This window comes from Amycolatopsis sp. NPDC049159 (assembly GCF_040648295.1).
Lineage (GTDB): Bacteria > Actinomycetota > Actinomycetes > Mycobacteriales > Pseudonocardiaceae > Amycolatopsis > Amycolatopsis pretoriensis_A.
In genome coordinates this window covers 184,290-202,232 of the sequence record NZ_JBEZDL010000016.1, presented here as the reverse complement: position 1 = coordinate 202,232, position 17,943 = coordinate 184,290, and the positions used below count along the sequence as shown (strand labels likewise).

Sequence of the window (17,943 nt, the reverse complement as noted above, 5' to 3'; positions counted from 1 at the left end):
AGGTGCGTGGTCGTGCGCCGCCTCGCGAGAGCAATCTCCGCATGACTGCCCCGAACGCGGTCGACGCTGCCAAGGCCAAGATCGGCGCGCCGGCGAAGGCGACACTCGCCAACGTCCGCGCCTTCGCCGATCGGGTTGCCGCCCTGCTGTCCGCCCCGGAGGCGCTCCGCGAGACCGCTCGCCGTCAGACGAGTGCCCTCGCCGAGCGGCAAGCGAGGGACGCATTGGCTGACCGGCCGGTCACCGACCTCCGGAACCTCGCCGGCAAAGGGGTCCGGCTCAACGCACTGGCCGAGGCGGGCTACCGCACGGTCGCCGACATCGTGGCCGCGAGCCCGTTCGAGCTGCAGGCCGTCCCGGGAATCGGCCCGCAGACGGCCCAGCAGGTCTCATCGGCCGCGGTCCGGCTCGCCCGGCAAGTGCGAAGCGAAGCCCGGGTCCGCTTCGACCCGGACCGCCAGGATCCCGGCCAGACCGAGCTCCTCGGAACTCTGGCGGCCACCCGGCGCGCTGACCGCGCGCGAGCGGTGTTGCAGAAGCCGCTTCAGCAGTTCACCACGCAGACGACGCCGCTGGTCGAGCAGGCCGAGCCCACCACCAGCCGCGTCGCGCTGTTTCTCCGCCGCCGCGCCAAGAGGCAAACAGCGCTGGCCGCTTTGGCCCAGCTCGACGCGATCCTCGCCGACCCTCGAGTCGTTTCGTTGCAGACAGCGGTGCAGCGAGAACAGCGTGCCCTCGCTCCTGATGCGTATTCGCCCGCGCAGCTCTGGCAGGAGTATGCGAACGACGCAGCCTCGCTCAACGCGTTGCTGTCCACCGTCGGTGGCCACGGTGAAGAGCAGGAAACCGAGGCCGCGCAGGGTTTCATCCCCGAGGAGCTGCGGCAGAAGATCACTGCGGTCCCGCTGGACACCAGCCTGCTCAAGACCACGTTGCGCGGCTACCAGGTTTTCGGCGCGCAGTACGCCATCCACCAGGAACGCTCGATCCTGGGTGACGAAATGGGGCTCGGCAAGACCGTCCAGGCGCTGGCCATGATCGGCCACATGGCGGCGAAGGGACAGACTCGCTTCCTCGTCGTGTGCCCCGCGAGCGTGCAGGTCAACTGGATCAACGAGATCGCCAAGCACACCAGTCTCGCGGCGCACAGCCTGCACGGTGCCGACCGGGACTCGGCGGTCCGGCGCTGGTTGCGAACCGGTGGCATCGCCGTCACGACGTTCACCACGCTCGGCCGGTTGAACGGCTTGGCCGATGCCGGTGTCGCCTTGCTCGTGGTGGACGAGGCGCACTACGTCAAGAACCCCAGCTCGCAGCGGTCCCAGAGGGTGGCCGCCGCGGTCGGCCGTGCCCAGCGGGCGCTGTTCCTCACCGGTACCCCCATGGAAAACCGGGTCGAGGAGTTCCGGAACCTCGTCGGCTACCTGCACCCGGGGATCGCTCGCCGGATCGACGCGACCGACGCTCTCGCCGGCGCTCGGCGGTTCCGCCGCGCTGTCGCACCGGTGTACCTGCGCCGGAACCAAGAGGACGTCCTCACCGAGCTGCCCGACAAGATCGAAGTCGAGGATTGGGTGCGGCTGACCGCCGACGATGAAGCCGTCTACGCGGCGAGCGTCCGATCGCGCAACCTGATGCAGATGCGCCAGGCGGCCTTCCGCGCCCCCGGAGCCGCCAAGCTCGAGCGGCTCGCCGAGATCGTCGACGAGGCTCGTGAAGACGGCTACAAGGTAGTGGTGTTTTCCAACTTCCTCGACGTCCTGACCACGATCGAGGAGAAGCTCGGTGATTCGGTGATCGGGCGGCTGACCGGATCGGTGTCCCCGCCGGCGCGGCAGCACCTCGTCGACGACTTCACCCGCCACGAGGGGCACGCCGTGCTGCTCAGCCAGATCGAGGCCGGTGGCGTCGGGCTGAACATCCAGGCCGCTTCGGTGGTGATCATCGCAGAGCCCCAGTGGAAGCCGAGCACGGAAGAACAAGCGATCGCCCGTGCCTTCCGGATGGGGCAGATCCGCAAGGTGCAGGTGCACCGGTTGCTGGCCAAGGGCAGTGTCGACGAGCGGATGCGGGAGATCCAGGAGCAGAAGAGCCTGCTGTTCGCAGAATTCGCCCGCAAGAGTGACGCCAAGGACGCCGACAGCCGGTCCGTCGACGCGAGTGAGCACCGGCCTGCCGTCCTCGATGACGATGCGGTACCTCTGAAGCAGCGCATCGTCCTGGCCGAGCAGCACCGGCTCGGCATCACCTGACGAAGACGATCGAGAGGGGACAGGAACTTGGTCGCGGCCCGCGAGACAACGCTGCAGGAGCTCTTGGAGGGTTCCAAGCAGTACCAGGTTCCGCTGTACCAGCGGACGTACTCCTGGAAGAGCGCACAGCACGAACGGCTTTGGGAAGACATCACCCAGCTCGCCGCCGATCGTGCCGAGGACCCGGAGCTGACCCACTTCATCGGCTCCGTGGTGCTCGCGCCCAGCCCGGCCAACGGTCCCACCGGCGTGCAGGAGTTCCTGGTGATCGATGGTCAGCAGCGGCTGACCACGCTGTCGATCCTGCTCTGCGCGATTCGCGACCACCGTGCCAAGGAAGAAGGCGCGGAGCACCGGGAGCGCATTGACCAGCAGTACCTCATCAACAGGTGGAAGCGCGAGCAGCAGCGGCTCAAACTGGTTCCCACGCAGGCGGACCGGCCCGCCTACCAGGCGTGTCTCGATTCAGCGCCGCACGCGGGAGGAACTGACCCGATCGGCTCGGCGTACCGGTACTTCGCTTCGAAGCTGGCCGCGGCGGACGACCCGGAAGACCCCGAGGACATCGAGCGGATCGAGGACGCCGTCATATCGGGGCTGGCGCTGGTCTCGGTGACCGCCCAGCGAGGCGACAACCCACACCGGATCTTCGAGTCGCTGAACAACAGGGGATTGAGCTTGAGTCAAGCCGACCTCCTGCGGAACTACCTGTTCATGCGGTTGCCGACCAAGGGTGAGGCCGTCTACCAGGCGCTGTGGCTGCCGCTCCAGCAACACCTCGACCGCGACCAGCTCGAACTGCTGTTCTGGCTCGATCTCGTGCAGGGCGATCCGCGGATCAAGCAGACCGACACCTACGCCTGTCAGCAGCGACGTCTCGACCCGATGCGCACCGAGGAGGAGATCGAAAAGGAGGTGGCGCGGTTCTGCCGGCTCGGGCAGCTGCTGCGCAGGATCCTCGATCCGGCCCTCGAGCCCGACGCCGCGGTCCGGGAACGGCTCGCCCGGCTACACGCGTGGGGCACGACGACCGTCTATCCGGTACTGCTCCACCTGCTCGACCGGCGAGAGAGCGGCTCGGCCGCTTCGGAGCAGATCGCCACGGCGATGCTCTACCTGGAGAGCTACTTCGTCCGCCGTCTCCTGATCGGCCGCGCGACAGCCAGCATCAACCGCGTCCTGCTCTCGATCGTCACCGAAATGGACGGTGACCTGCCGGTCGACCAAGCGTTGCACCGCTACCTCTCGACCGGCCGCAAGTACTACGCGACGAACCAGGAACTCCGGAAGGCGATCCAGTCGGTTCCGTACTACCTGAACGGCCGTCCCCGTCAACGCTCGCTCGTGCTGCGTTGGCTGGAAGAAACATATGCCAGCAAGGAGCCGGTGGACCTTTCCGAGCTCACCATCGAGCATGTGCTTCCGCAGACGCCCACCAGTGACTGGCAGCAAGCGCTGGGCGAAGACCTGGAGGCCGGCGAAGAGTTCGGGCAGGTGCACGAGGCTTTGGTGCACACGCTGGGAAACCTCACCCTCACCGGGTACAACGCCAAGCTGAGCAACAGTTCCTTTGCCGTCAAGCGTCCGCTGTTGGCGGCCAGCGGGGTGCGCATGAACCAGGAGATCGCCGAGCAGGAACGGTGGAGCCGTCCTCAGATCCACGCCCGCGCCGACGCACTGGCCGAGCGAGTGATCGCCACCTGGCCGGCCCCGGCTGAGCGCGTGGCCGAACCGTCCGGCCCAGCGTGGGACGTGATCGACCAGACCCTCGCAGCCCTCCCGGCCGGCTCGTGGACAACCTACGGCGATCTAGCGGCGTTGATCGGCAGCCACCCGGTCCCCGTCGGACAGCGGCTGGCGACGACGGCCGCCCCGAACGCGCACCGCGTGCTGCAGTCGGACGGCAAGGTATCGCCGAACTTCGCCTGGCCGGACCCGTCACGAACCGACGACCCACGCGCGTTGCTCGAAACGGAAGGCCTGTCCTTCAACCCACAGGGCCAGGCGGACCCGGAACGGCGCTTCACCACGAAGCGGCTCGCGATCCTGCGCGGAGCGGAGATCCCGGACTGGGTACCGGAAATCGCACCGGGTCAGGACGCCCGGTTGCGCGACCGGTTCCGCTCGCAGCTCGTCGAGCAGCAGGGCCCGGACCTCGCCCGCGCCGTGGTCGAGGTGATCAACGCGTGGACGGAGATGGGTGGTCAGCTGGAGTACGGAACCGGCCAGGAGACCTCCTGCTTCCTCATGTCCCGGGACAAGTCGGAACCGGGAGGCAACATCTGGCCCGTGGCTCTCTACCCAAGTGGCAAGTTCGAGGTGGTGTTCGAGCACCTCAGCATCCGCCCACCCTTCAACGAACGCAGCCGCCGCGAAGAACTCCGGCAACGGCTGAACAGAATCGAGGGGGTCGACCTGCCGGAGACAAAGCTCGAGCACCGTCCGGGGTTTCCGCTTCAGTTGCTGGCGGACCCAGCTGACCGGCAGGCCGTCGTCGAGGTCCTGGCTTGGTTTCACGAGCTCACCCGCAACGCCGTGCTGCGATAGTCATGAGAGGTGCCCGGCGGGAGACCAAAGATGGGAAGGGGGCTGACCAGCGGTTTTGAGTTGACTACTTGGTTGTGCGGGCCAGTTTCATCTTGAGTTGGTCAGGTGGCGCTCTGTCGCCGTTTCGGTGGTGCCGTTGCACTTCGTCGCAGATGACCACCGTCTGTCGCGGACCAAGCAAACGCTTGGCGTCGTCCCGAGGTCTGCTCAGTCGCGACCAGAGCTGGAGAACTGGCACGCGAGGTGGCGGAATCCGCGGACGGGTTGGCCCGCAGTCTGCAGCCCGGCCTCACAAGGTTGCTTCTCCTTCTCTCCGCAGCCTTTCGAGGGACCTGTTCAGGCAACGCGCGTCCCAGTCGACGCGGGCGGTGGGCTCAGCGAGTCTGGTGAGGATCCCGGGTTCGCACGGTGCCAGCAGAGCAGCCAAAGCCGGCTGCGACTCGGCTAGTTCGTGCAGGACGCGAAGCTGACGAAAGGACAAATGCCCAATCGTGGAAGGATCGGCGAACTGGCCGAACGCCTCCGGCCGACCGAGTTGGACGGCGGTGGCAAGACCGCTGAATCTCGAGAGGTTGTCGTGTGGCTGACGTCTGAACTGGCGTCCGGCCGCGATGTCGAGGAAACGCCGCCGCCAGGACGAGGTCGGCAGACCGTGTAAGCCCCACACCACTGCCGCGTGGTGCGCCATGTTCGGTGCCGTGTGCGGTGCGTTCGCCGCGGTCACCGGAAATTGAGCGTCGGTGAGCGCGTGACAAGCGTGGCCGATCTCCATCCACTGTCGCTGCTCGTCCAGCACAACGGCTTGGTCCAACCTTAAATCGATCGCGTCGTCGATCGCCGCCGCGAGCTCGGCAACCTGCGGACGGCCCTGCGAGCGAGCCACGTTCATCAGCGTGCACGCCTTGCGAAGATCTGCTTCACGCACGATTCGGGCCGGGTCGATCTCGAACAGGGCGTCGATGATCGCGGTGCTGCCGGCGGAGTCACCGAACTCGTAGGCGAGTGCCGCCAGTTCGATGGCAGGCGCCACATCGCGGGCCAAGGCGAGTCGCAGTCTGGCAAGGACTTTCCCATGATCGATCGCGCGGACCGCACGGTCTCCCCAGCTCTCGCGCCAGATCGCCAGCATCTTGATGAGGTCCGTCAGAACCTGGGGATTGCCCAGAATTGGCACGAAGCCCAACTTGGCGTTGAAAACCTGTGTCATCCACTCGGTCTTCTCCTGCCCTGGCCGCACACCGACGAACGAGAGCTGGCTCGCCGCCACGAACTGCGCGCGAGCGGACTGGATCAGCTTCAGCTCGAAGGTGAAAACGTTCGACAGCGTGTTGTCCCGCATCAGGTGCTTGTAGATGAGGTTTCCGAGACCTGAATCGGCCAGCTCCAGCGACTTCAACAAGCTCGTCGTTGCCGTCGGGGAGTCGAGGATCGCGTGTCGTGCCTTCCAGAGCAGGAGGCTCGACTCACTCTTCTCGTCCTCATCCCGGACGCGGTGACCCATCGCGGCGACCGCCGCGCGAGCGGTCTGATGATCGATGTCCATCAGGATGTTGAGAGTTTGGGCAAGTTGCTCCCCGGTCCTCGTGCGAGCCAGCCTGTTCGCCCAAGCGTCCTGCTCGTCCAGCACGCGGTCGGCTGCCACGACGATGTCCCTGCCGCCGTCGTGGTAGTCGGCATCTGCCAGGGTTCTCGCCGCCTGCCGGCAGCACTCGACCGCGTAGGTGGGTGTCGCGCCGGCCAGCTGTGCGAGAAACGCATCGACCTGGAACCCGTTCAGGTAGCGGTCTGCGGCTTCCGGGTACAGAGCACGGCCGAGTCGGTGGAACTCCGCCTGAGCTTCTGGTGACGCGTAGGGCTCCATGCCGGCGAGGACGTGTTTCAGCTCCACGTGTTCCCGGAGGTCCAGCAGGAATTCCTGCCCCATGTCCGCGTCGGCGCCGATCTGGAGCGCCAATCTCGGTCCCCAGGATTTGCGCCCGGTCGTGACGGCCTCCACGACGACGTCCCTGGCGGCCGCGAGGCAGTCTCGCCGGAACGGCACCTGGGCATCCCAGAGCCCTTTGAGCAGGTAGTACTTCAGTGACAACCGTGGATCCTCGCGCAACAACTTCAGCGCGTTCTCCTGCCCCAGCAGTTCACCGAAGCAGTGAGCGAAACCCAGGGAGTCGACGACGTACATGTCGTCGACGATGTGGGCGGAGGACAACAGCATTCCGGCACCCTTGGTGTCCATCATGCTGTTCACCCTCGCGGCCAGCAGGCTCGCGAGCTTCTTGTCCGGCACACCCGGTCTGGCATAGAGAAGATCGCGCGCGCAGCTCGAGTGCGAATTGTAGACGCTGCTGATGAGGTTTGCGGCCTCGATCGGCGAGGAGTCCCGCAGCATTTTCCGGATGGCCTCGGCGAACATGTTGACTTCTTGCACGCGTCGCCGGGCGTCACGCCGGAAAGCTCGCATGAGCAAGGCAAATGAGTAGGCGGGGCCGAAGGCGTGCAACTCGTCCAGCGTCGTGCTGAACTCCTGCGGCGTCGTGTACCGCATCGCCGGGGCGAATCTCTCCTCGTGGGTGTCAAGCAGTTCTTCCCATGTGGTTTGCTTGAAGTAGCGCCGCAGGCTGAGCCAGGCGACCACGGTGCGCAGGCCCGCGGTCTCCGGAGGCTCTCCGGTGAGCAGGCCCTGGACAACTTCCTCCTGGTCGACGGGAATGGTCCACTGCTGCCACCCGAGTGTGCGCTGAGCACGGTTCTGCAGCCCGCACACGCTCCGGACGATGTTGTAGTCATCCGCGCGAGCGGGATCCAGACCTGGTAAAACCTCGATTGCCCTGTCGGCGATCACCTCCTGCAACGCTGGGTCGCGGAACCTTTCGACCTGGTGTAACACCGCGAAGCGCTCGTTAGGGCTGCCGGAATCCGCCGTCAACATGGCGCTGACCTGATCCTGGATCCAGCTGCTGATCGAGCGCCACCGGGGCGTGATCTCGGACAGGTTGTCACGCAGGCAGCGCAAGACGAAGAGCGTGTCTTGAAGACTGGACATTTCCGCTTGCGCCTCGATGCGATCCACCATCGTGGTGATGGCCCGTCTGAAGACTTCGGTGCCGAGCCACACGTTGAGGGAGACCAGCAGCTCGGCGATGCGTGCGGGAGGTGACTGCTGGATCCACTGGCCCAGCGCGCCTTCAGCCCACGCCCGGCGCACCAGCATGGCGCACAAGGCGTTGCGGTACAGCCTGCTCCCCTTCAGGTAGGGCAAGACCTCGGCGGAGCCCGCCCTGCACCGCTCCAGCAAGTACGGGAGGAGGAGGTCGACCATCGTCGCGTCGAGCAGAATGGCCGTGCGCCGACGTGACTGCTCCGGAGCGCCCTCTGCTGCCTGGGAGTCCTGGTGTGCGACGAGCACGGCCCTGCAGTCGTCCGGGCTCGCGACGAACCACCGCGTACCGTCCGCATTGGGCTGAATCCCGAGGCGAGCCAGGTCCTCCTTCGCGAGCACCTCGATCACCGAGGACCCGACAGCACCGTTTGCGAGGCTGCACGCCGCGATCGTCGCCACTGCGGATCGACCTGCGTCATCCAGTGAACGGAACCACGTGGCCAAGGCGGAATCTTGTTCAGGCTCGGCGTTGTTCTGGTCCGCCGGGGCGCCCAGCATGATCTGAATCAGCCGGTGGACGTCCCGGGTGGCGTGTGGTCGCTTCAGCTCTGCCAGGCCGGCGTCTTTGTTCAAGACAGGATGTGCTTCACACAGCTGCCTCACGAACTCGCGCAGACCCGGTCGGCCAACCGCGGCGGTGACCACGTTCAGATGATCTGTCTGCCACTCCTCGTTGGAGTTCGGGTCGTACCGGAGAACGGCGAGAACTGACACTCCCAACTGCTCGGACAACCGCGGCAGGAGGCTGTCGACGTCACCGCTGCCGACGGGTCGCAGGTCTTCCAGGACGAGCACCCGGCGTTGCCCAGGTTGGGGCTCCTCCAGGGCGAGCGCGTGCTTGCAACCCCTGAGCGCGACCTGCGAGCTGGGCAACTCACCGGTGACGCTCGCGATGACCTGCACCAATGGCGACCGTCGTTGCTTGTCGAGACGGACGGCGAACCGACGCACGATCGCGCTCTTGCCGCTGCTCCTCGTCCCGCCGAGGACCGCGAACTTGCGCCCTTCGTGGAACATCGTGAACAGGGCCCCGACCTGACTGACGTCGGTGTCGGGAACGAGCTGGTTCGGTGGAGCATCTCTCCAGGAGGTGGGAACCCAACCCAGCAGCGCCAGTTCGGAACGGTGCTGTTCCCGTTTCCACGATGCCCATTCCTCGCCCCAGACGAGTTTGGCAGCGGTGTCCAGGCCACGTGCTGAGTCCGCGACCGTCGACGTCGTCCCATTTGCTCGGGCGAGCGTCCACCCTTCGGCGGTGGGCATCAGGAGATCGCAGGAGAGGTGGGCCACGGCCGCGGCGCAGGCGGCGGCTTCCGTCTCGGTCAGCGCGTGAAACGCCCCGTCGTCGCAGCTGTCGCCGACAGCGAGCAAACCCGCGGGTACCTGGATCTCTGCCACGTGAGCCAACGCGGCCAATGCGTGCTGCAGATCGAGCACGGGCCGACCAGGTACTTGCGGCGGCCAGACGTGACCCGCGTCGAAATCGGACTGGATCTCGCTGGACGCCAAGGACTCGAACGGGGACAAGGCCTCACGAACGGCGGCCGTGTGGTCCGTCGTAATGCTTTGGAACCACGAGTGTTGGGCGACCGGAGCGCTACTCGGCCACAGCGACGTGGCCAGGTACTGACCAGTCTCCGTCGCTAGGACGACGGTGGGCGTTGACGGTATCACCTCGCTGCCGGACGCTTCCAGCCCTGTGTATAGGCTCAGAAGATCGTCGATCATCTCGGCTCCGAGCAGGCGGGCGAGCTCCGCGGGCACTGATCCGGTCGTGTCCTCGTCCACTGCGGTCGCCGCGTCCAGGATCAGCTGCAGTCCGGACTCGCCGGTGCTTACCAACCACTCGGGGATGCCGAGGAACCGCTCGCCCCGGCGAAGTTCGTCCAGGATCGCGACCAGACCTTCTTTGCCGAACACCGCGATCCGTGCCGGATCAACGGGTCCGGGGCCAGTCGCAACCGCGGTCAACATCGCGAGGTAGGCCAGGGTGAGATCCCGGCTCGCCGTGCCTGGCCACTCAGTCATGACCCACCTGCTTCCGTCTCTGCGGGAAAGTTGATGGCCGCCAGGCCTGCAGCGGTGGCGACCACGACGGAATTTCCGGCCAGCGCAAGACCCACCGGAGGTCCGTCCAACGGCCAGCGCGTTCGCGGACCGCCTTCGGCCGGCTCGACAAACGCGAACCACCCCTCGATGCCGCCACCACCGCCACCTACGACCAACAACCGATCCGTGAGGGCGGCTACGTCGATCCCAGTGACCTTCATTTGCACCGTGGCGGACGCCTGAGCGATCCAGGTGAGGCCGCTGTGAACGTCGACGACGAGCGAGGTTCCGCTGTCGGGTGACACTGCCATCAACAACGGCGGCAGGCCGAGACTCCTGACCGCGGGCTGACGATCCGCCATCGGGTCCGACTGCCACACACGGCCACCACGATCCACCAGCCAGAGCAACGGGCTCGCGGGCGCGCCGCCGATACCTGCGCAGTCCACTGGTTCCGCGAGAGCGAAATTCCTGTCAGGACGGTCTGTCACCACGTCGATGAGTCGGACGTCGCGGTCGTCGACGAGTGCGACCAAGCCGCTGGCGTGAACCGCCGTCGAGGTCGCCCCGCTGAGGAGGCGTGGCGAGTCCTCTGTGTCGGGCCCCCAGCAGCGAACTCGCCGGTCATCCGTGACGGCCACCGTCACCAGTCCTTCCGCCGTGTGCGCCGCGGCCAAGTCGACGACGGCCACGCCCGTTCCCGCCCAGGAGCCCGACTCGGTCCCTTCCGAACTGTCCCACCACCTGACAGAACCATCGTCGTGCGCAGTCACGATGGTCGAATCGGCAGGACCTCCGGCGAGCGCCATCCGCGTCGTCTGGGACGGCGTGCGGACTGCCCACATAACCGGCGGCGCCATTCTCGCGGCGCTCTCGGCGAGCTTCGCCAAGCCGTTCCTCCTCGCACGAAGGCCAAGAAGAAACGCACGCTCGGGCAATGAGCCGGCGGCTGGGATCACCCATGCGGCGATTCGCCGCCTCCCGTCGACACGTGCTCGCACTGCCCTCAACGCACGGTTCACCAGCGGCACCGGGGCCGCCAGTAGTAGTTGTGCGTCATCCAGCAACGCTTCGAACCGGCCGTTCGCATGCGCCGCCGCGCCGAGCAGGATCGCCAGCGCACCGACGTCCGCGGTCCACGAAGGGCTTTCTGGATCGCGAAGCTCGGCGAGCAGGTACTCAACCACTTCGTCCGGGGTCGGGTCGGAACCGAGCTGCTCGTGCTCGTACCGCGGCCGCCACGAGCGTCCTCCGCCTTCCGCTTCTCTCGATGTCAAGAACGCAGACGCCGCTCGGCCACAGGCTTCCACTTCGGCTTCGGTGTGTGACGCACCGTTCACATGGCGAGCCACTGTCGCCCAGAGAGACGTCGTCAACCAGCCATCAGGTGAATACGAGCAGGCGGCGGACAAGGACGCGACGAGGTCAGCCGCATCACGCGAAGTGAGACCGGCGCGGACCATGGTGGCTCGGCACAGGTGGTCGAGGTGACGATGGGCTGTGCGCGCGGCCTCCCGCTGGGCGTCCCCCAATGAGCCGCCCGCTCTCGACTCCCGGAGCAGCGTGCCAACGGCGTTGACCGCCGCGGAGAAGTTGCCCGCGCAGTACCGCACGAGGGCGCCGAGCTCGGTCGCGGCCACGCCGCCGTAGTGGAGCCGCTTGCGCAGGAAGGCCTCGATATCGGCCTCGCTCTCGCGCAGATCGACGCGGCGAAACTCGGCGAGGGTGGGCGCGAACACCGGACTGCTCGTGACGACGAGCCGAACCGTGCTCAGAGTCGCCAGCGGCTGTACCAGCATGCTGATCATCTCTGTGGGATCGACCGACAGGTCCACGTTGTCGAGCAGCAGCCGGAGCGGCCCCGCGTCACGCGGCACGTCGGGAACCGGAAAGCCGGAGAGCCGGGAGAGTTCCCTGAGCGCTGCTTGGGCGTCGATGCCAGCGAGGTCCACCGCGATCATGCCGGCATCGCTGTCCGGCAGGAACCCACGACGCGCCACGAGCGGCAGTGCTCGTCGCTGGTCCGCGGTCGCGGTCGTCAACAGTCTTGCGAGCACAGCGGTTTTGCCCGCACCCGCATCTCCGGCCAGCAGTACTGGTCGGCCGTCGCCCTTGCCCTCCAGATGATCCGACAGGTCCCGGAGAACCGCGCCACGACCGGTGAAGTAGTAGCCGGGCTCGGTGGGCGTGCTAACCCCACGGGACTGCGCGCTCCACCTCGGTTCGATCCACGTGGGCGGGTCAGGCGGCATCCACTCTGGATTGGGAAGTGCTTCGCAGCCACCGGCCCGGTAACCGGCGGCCACCCACGGCACCTGCTTCGCGCCCTGTTCCCGCAGCAGCGCCGCCGCCATGTCCGTGACGATCGACGGATCGATGTGGCGCCAGCCCATCTCCCGCTTCGCGCAAGTGCGAAGTGCCTCCACGAACGCCGAGATGAACACCATCTCCTGCGCCTCGTCCTCCCGACGAGCAGCGGCGATCACCCACAGGTCGGTCGTCGACCCCAGCGAGGGAGCTATCTTCCACGACTTCGCCACTGCTTCCGTGACACCGTCCTGTGCAAAGCAGGCGTCGAGGATGAGAAGTACCTGTTTTACGTCTTTGCGGCCCAGGAGCGGTTCCAGCAGCTCCTCGGGCTTCAGCCAATGACGGGGCGAGTTGCGTCCAACGACGGGAGGGACCAGCCTCCAGACACCCGTTTCGTCGACAAAGCCGTGCCCGGTAACGTACAGGACGACTGTGGAGCCAGTCTCCGGTGGATCATCCGCATCGTACGCGTCACCCCATTCGTCGAGGTGATGGCAAAGCTGTTCATGACTCAGCTCGCCACTTGACGCGACAAGGCGCTCAACAAGGCCACATTCGACAAAGGCTCGACGAGCAGTCTCGGCCTCGTGCGGGACCAGCGTGAGGTTCTTGAATTCGGGACCGCGGAAGTTTCCCTCGCGAACGTAAGACGAGACCGCAGATATACAGAAGTATCCGTGTGCCATGGTCAGCCCAGGGCGGCTTTTAGCGCATTGGACGTGTGGACGTTCTCCAAGTACTTCACGGCACTGTGCGCGGCCATGCGGGTGTTGTGCGCGAGCCGGTCGTCAACCGGACCGCCGTAGAGACCGTCAAGCTTCTTCACGATGGCGACGGCGTCCTCGTCGGCGGCGACGTTGATCCAGGTCTCGACCTTGGGCCACGCCGCGGGCGAGGTGTCCATCAGCGGGTCCAGTGCGCGACGGACGCCTCGGAACCCCAGCGGCGAGCCGATGGTGATCAGTGTGGGCACGGCTGCCTGCTCCTGCCGTCTCAGCCAGTCGTACGCGATGATGCTGCCGAGTGAGTGCGCGACCAGTACCCGAGGAATCTCCGACATCGCCTGTGTCAGCTCCTCGCGCACGGCTTCCGCAAAATCGTCGTCCTTGAAATAACGGCCGACCTGCTTCACCAAGCCGATGACCTTTGAGGAAACTCCATCGAGGATCTTGTGTCGTTCGATCCGGCGAACCGCGCGTTGAATCGGGTTTGGCAGCCACAACTTCGAGTCACCTTCGCGATGGATTTCTTCATCGTTCGCATCAGTCGCTTCGGCAATGGCGATAAAGAGCTCCTGCTCCAGTCCGGACTCAAGGTCAGCCGCTTGATAAGTACGATCACCAACCGATTTTCCATCGTTGTATAGGTGTCCGTAGAAAGCGCACTCGAAAGTGAGAGAATCCGCGCCGGGAAAACGAGCGTTGTGCAATCCGCGGATCATCGCGTTGCGCCACTTGGTTTCCATATCTCGTCGAGAGCTGTGATTCATGAAGATTCCATGAATAGCGACAACGTCAGCCATCACTCCGCCTTGAGTCGGCACCAAGTTGAGGTACAGGTCTACCGACACCTATGTCGCGAAACGAACGTCAGCGTTACAGGTCACGTCGCCACAACCGGTCAGCACGTGCCCTTCGTCCAGCCCAAGCGCGATGGAAGCCGCACGCTCCCATCAAAGAACTGTTCTTGGGCAGGCCGCGCATCGCCACGACTCCCCCTGGGGTGCCACGGTCGAGGCATGCCTAGGAATTCCGCAGGCATACCTCGCCGAGGTGTGCCCCCGGCAGGATTCGAACCTGCGACACCCGCTTTAGGAGAGCGGTGCTCTATCCCCTGAGCTACGAGGGCCTGCTGCTGCCGTCGCAAGCTTAGCTTGCCCGGGCGGCCTGCGAGAGCAGGGGCACGGATGGAGCAACACGACCTACGTCGTCACCCAGGTGAGTGGTTCTTACCCGCAGCCGACAGCTCGCTTACACCCCGCCGGACAGCCCACCCCACCTGACCTGGACGGACCAGTCGGTCACCTGGTCGTGTCTGGTTTCGAACTGCTGAACAACAGTAGGTAACCTTCGTTAACGGGACGCGGGGAGCCGCCTCCTACTGGCTGTTGCGGAGGGCTTCGTTGATCAAGCTCATGTTCGCCGACGACGAGGAACTGGTGCGCTCGGGGCTGCGCGCGATGATGTCCGGGGCCCAGGACATCGAGATCGTGGGCGAAGCCTCCGACGGCAGATCCGCGGTCGAGGTCGCCCGTCGATATCACCCGGACGTTGCCCTGCTCGACATCAAGATGCGGGCCCCTGACGACGGCATTCGCGCGCTCAGGGCCATCCTCGCGCTCCCCGATCCGCCCACCGTGGCCATGCTGACCACCTTCGACATCGACGAGTACGTCAGCCTTGCGCTGCGGCTCGGGGCCAACGGCTTCTTGCTCAAGGACATCGATCCCGCGGCGCTCCTCCGGGCGGTCCGGGACCTCGCGCGAGGGGGTGCCGTCCTCGATCCCGGCGTCGCCGCTCGGATGGTCCAGTCGCATCGGGACGAACAACGTGCCGCTCAGCCTGCGCGGAAGCTCCTCGCCTCGCTGTCCGAACGGGAACGTGAAGTCGTCGCGCTGATCGGCCAAGGGCTGAGCAACGCCGAGATCGGGGGGCGGCTCCACCTGTCCGAAGCCACCGTCAAGGGGTACGTCTCCGCCGTGCTCTCCAAGATCGGGGCCGCGAACCGGGTGCAGGCCGCGCTGCTGGCCTACCGCGGTGGGCTGCTCGACCAGTAGACCCATGCTGCTCACGGCGCTGGAGTTCGTCGGGCTCGTCGCCTTCGCCGCGTCCGGGGCGCTCGCCGCCGTGCGGGCGCGGCTCGACGTCTTCGGGGTCGTCGTGGTCGGGCTCACCACCGCGCTCGGGGGTGGGGTCATCCGGGACGTGCTGCTCGGCATCCACCCGCCGACGACGTTGCGGAACTGGCCCTACCTCGCCATCTGCGCCGGGACCGCGCTCGTCGTCTTCGCCTTCCACCCGCAGGTCGCGCGGCTGCGGCGGGGCGTTCTGCTCGCGGACGCGCTCGGGCTCGGCGTCTTCGCCACCGCCGGGACGACCATCGCCATCGACGCCGGCGCGACCGTGTACGCCGCGTGCCTGATCGGGATGACGACCGGGATCGGGGGCGGGGCCGTCCGGGACCTCCTGCTCCGGGAAATACCGCTCGTCCTGCGGAAAGAGATCTACGCCGTGGCCGCGCTGGCCGGGTCGGTGCTCGTCGCTGCCGGTCACGCTCTGCGACTGCCGGCCGGGCCGGTGACCGTCGTTTCGGCCGCCGCTGTGGTCGCTGTGCGGATGATCGCGCTCTGGCGGCACTGGAACGCCCCCGTCGCGCGGGCACCGGAGTGAGCATTCTCTTTGTCAGTTCTGTGTGTGTTCTTAGGCGAGTCTCAGCACGCTGAGTAAAACTGTCGCCATGCGCATCCTTGTGGTGGACGACGACCGCGCCGTCCGTGAGTCGCTTCGGCGGTCCCTGGAGTTCAACGGTTACCAGGTCCAGCTGGCCAGCGACGGTGCGCAGGCGCTGGAGGCGATCATCGCCGACCGGCCGGACGCCATGGTCCTCGACGTCATGATGCCGCGGCTGGACGGCCTCGAAGTGGCCCGCCGCCTGCGCAGCACCGGCGACGACCTGCCGATCCTCGTGCTGACCGCGCGCGACACCGTCTCCGACCGCGTGTCCGGCCTGGACGCCGGCGCCGACGACTACCTGCCGAAGCCGTTCGCGCTCGAAGAGCTGCTCGCCCGGCTGCGGGCGCTGCTGCGCCGCGCTTCGCCGGAGGAGCGGAACGGGCAGGCCTCGGAGATGCTGTCCTTCGCGGATCTGACCCTCGACCCGGGTACGCGGGAGGTCCGCCGCGGCGGGCGGGAGATCAGCCTGACCCGGACCGAGTTCGCCCTGCTGGAACTGTTCCTTTCCTACCCGAAGCACGTCCTCACGCGTGGCCGGATCCTGGAGGAAGTATGGGGTTACGACTTCCCGACGTCGGGCAACGCGCTGGAGGTCTACGTCGGCTACTTGCGCCGCAAGACGGAGGCCGAGGGGGAGCCGAGGCTGATCCACACGGTGCGGGGGGTGGGGTACGTCCTGAGGGAAACCCCGCCGTGACCGAGCCCGGCGACCCCCGGGGCACGCGCTGGGGGACGCGCCGGTTCTCCCTGCGCGGCCGGGTGACGCTGCTGGCCGCCGCCTGTGTCGCCGGTGCCGTCGCGCTGGTGTCGATCGGCGCGTACATGGTCGTCCGCAGCAACCTCTACCAGCAGCTCGACGACAGCTTGATGGCGCGCGCGCAGGCCGCCGCCGACTCGCCGCAGGTGCAGACCGAGCTGCGGCAGGTCCCCGGCGCGTTCCTCGCCAGCGCCGACCTGCAGATCGGGCAGCTCAACGCGGCTCCGGACGTCCAGCACGCCGTGATGACCTACCCGCTGTCGAGCTCGGCGCCGCCGTTCGGCCAGGAGGAGCTGGCCGTCGCGAACGGCGACTCGCCCGAGTCGATGCGGACCGACTTCCGCACCGACAGCCGCGTGGTCGCGCTGCCGACCGGGCACGGCGAGGCCATCGTGCTCGCGCAGTCGATGGGGCCGACCAAGCGCACGCTGAACGAGCTCGCGCTGGTGCTGTTCCTCATCGGCGGCGCCGGCATCCTGGTCGCCGCCGCGGCGGGCACCGCGGTCGCGCGCACCGGCCTGCGCCCGGTCGACCGGCTGACCCTGGCGGCCGAGCGCGTCGCCAAGACCGGCGACCTGCGGCCGATCCCGGTCAGCGGGGACGACGAGCTCGCGCGCCTCACCACGAGCTTCAACACGATGCTCGGCACGGTCGCGGACTCCCAGGCACGCCAGCGCCAGCTCGTCGCGGACGCCGGCCACGAGCTGCGGACACCGCTGACGTCGCTGCGCACCAACCTCGAGCTGCTGCTCGCCGCGAGCAAGCCGGGCGCGCCGCCGCTGCCGGACGCGGACCGGATCGACATCGTCGCGGACATCAGCGGCCAGCTCGACGAGCTGACGCAGCTCATCGGCGACCTCGTCGAGCTCGCTCGCCAGGACGAGCCGCGCGAGCGCTTCGAACGCGTCGAGCTGCTGGACGTCGTCGAGCGGGCGCTCGACCGGGCGCGGCGGCGCGCGGGCGAGATCAACTTCGACGTCTCGCTGCAGCCGTGGGTGCTCACCGGCGACAACAGCTCGATCGAGCGCGCGGTGCTGAACCTGCTCGACAACGCGGTGAAGTTCTCGCCGCCGGGGTCGACGGTCTGGGTGCGGCTGTACCCGCTCGGCGACGGCACGGCGGTCGTCGAGGTGGCCGACGCCGGACCGGGCATCGCCGAGGAGGACCTGCCCAAGGTGTTCGACCGCTTCTACCGCTCGTCGGAGGCGCGAACGCTGCCCGGCTCGGGGCTCGGCCTGGCGATCGTGAAGCACGCGGCGGAGCGCCACGGCGGCGCGGTGTACGCCTCGCAAGCGCCGGAGGGCGGCGCGTTGATGACGATTCGGCTGCCGGGGGCGCCCGGCTGACCAGCGACTCCAAAGTTCACCCGTGGCTCACCACCAGATCCTGTGTTGAATCGTGTAGGATTTTGTGTGGTTG

At 67.0% G+C, this 17,943-nt stretch carries 9 protein-coding genes and 1 tRNA gene; 6 read left to right on the top strand and 4 right to left on the bottom strand.

The window, feature by feature from the left end; translation table 11 throughout:
- Positions 1–2: 2 nt before the first annotated feature.
- Both AB0B33_RS28565 and AB0B33_RS28560 read left to right on the top strand, forming a co-directional pair.
- Positions 3–2,252, top strand: coding sequence for an SNF2-related protein (locus tag AB0B33_RS28565; RefSeq protein ID WP_360777267.1), 2,250 nt, complete (start codon positions 3–5; stop codon positions 2,250–2,252).
- Between the two features lie 27 nt (positions 2,253–2,279).
- The gene (locus AB0B33_RS28560) at positions 2,280–4,799 is read left to right on the top strand and encodes a DUF262 domain-containing protein (protein WP_360777265.1); all 2,520 of its coding nucleotides are present in this window, start codon (positions 2,280–2,282) and stop codon (positions 4,797–4,799) included.
- A 289-nt stretch (positions 4,800–5,088) separates the two neighbouring features.
- On the opposite strand, the gene AB0B33_RS28555 is transcribed toward AB0B33_RS28560, so the two are convergent.
- From AB0B33_RS28555 to AB0B33_RS28540, 4 genes are all read right to left on the bottom strand, one after another.
- Complete coding sequence (locus AB0B33_RS28555; RefSeq protein ID WP_360777263.1) at positions 5,089–9,984, bottom strand: hypothetical protein; 4,896 nt, start codon at positions 9,982–9,984, stop codon at positions 5,089–5,091.
- Complete coding sequence (locus AB0B33_RS28550) at positions 9,981–13,001, bottom strand: AAA family ATPase (RefSeq protein ID WP_360777261.1); 3,021 nt, start codon at positions 12,999–13,001, stop codon at positions 9,981–9,983. The genes AB0B33_RS28555 and AB0B33_RS28550 overlap by 4 nt, the downstream gene beginning before the upstream one ends.
- A gap of 2 nt (positions 13,002–13,003) precedes the next feature.
- A complete protein-coding gene (locus AB0B33_RS28545) occupies positions 13,004–13,837 on the bottom strand; it encodes a hypothetical protein (protein WP_360777259.1) in 834 nt (277 codons plus the stop codon).
- A 253-nt stretch (positions 13,838–14,090) separates the two neighbouring features.
- A tRNA-Arg gene (locus tag AB0B33_RS28540) sits at positions 14,091–14,163 on the bottom strand.
- A gap of 274 nt (positions 14,164–14,437) precedes the next feature.
- Between AB0B33_RS28540 and AB0B33_RS28535 the strand changes: the two genes are divergently transcribed.
- From AB0B33_RS28535 to AB0B33_RS28520, 4 genes are all read left to right on the top strand, one after another.
- Positions 14,438–15,091 (top strand): response regulator transcription factor, encoded by a 654-nt coding sequence (locus AB0B33_RS28535; RefSeq protein WP_003087851.1) that lies wholly within the window; start codon positions 14,438–14,440, stop codon positions 15,089–15,091.
- A 4-nt stretch (positions 15,092–15,095) separates the two neighbouring features.
- Positions 15,096–15,704 carry a TRIC cation channel family protein gene (locus AB0B33_RS28530; protein WP_360777257.1) on the top strand — a complete coding sequence of 203 codons (609 nt, stop codon included), beginning with the start codon at positions 15,096–15,098 and terminating at the stop codon, positions 15,702–15,704.
- 67 nt (positions 15,705–15,771) lie between these two features.
- A complete protein-coding gene (locus tag AB0B33_RS28525; protein ID WP_247018169.1) occupies positions 15,772–16,464 on the top strand; it encodes a response regulator transcription factor in 693 nt (230 codons plus the stop codon).
- Positions 16,461–17,870: a HAMP domain-containing sensor histidine kinase gene (locus AB0B33_RS28520; RefSeq protein WP_360777255.1), complete on the top strand. Its 1,410-nt coding sequence runs from the start codon at positions 16,461–16,463 to the stop codon at positions 17,868–17,870. Before AB0B33_RS28525 ends, AB0B33_RS28520 begins: the two co-directional genes overlap by 4 nt.
- The last annotated feature ends 73 nt before the right edge of the window (positions 17,871–17,943 follow it).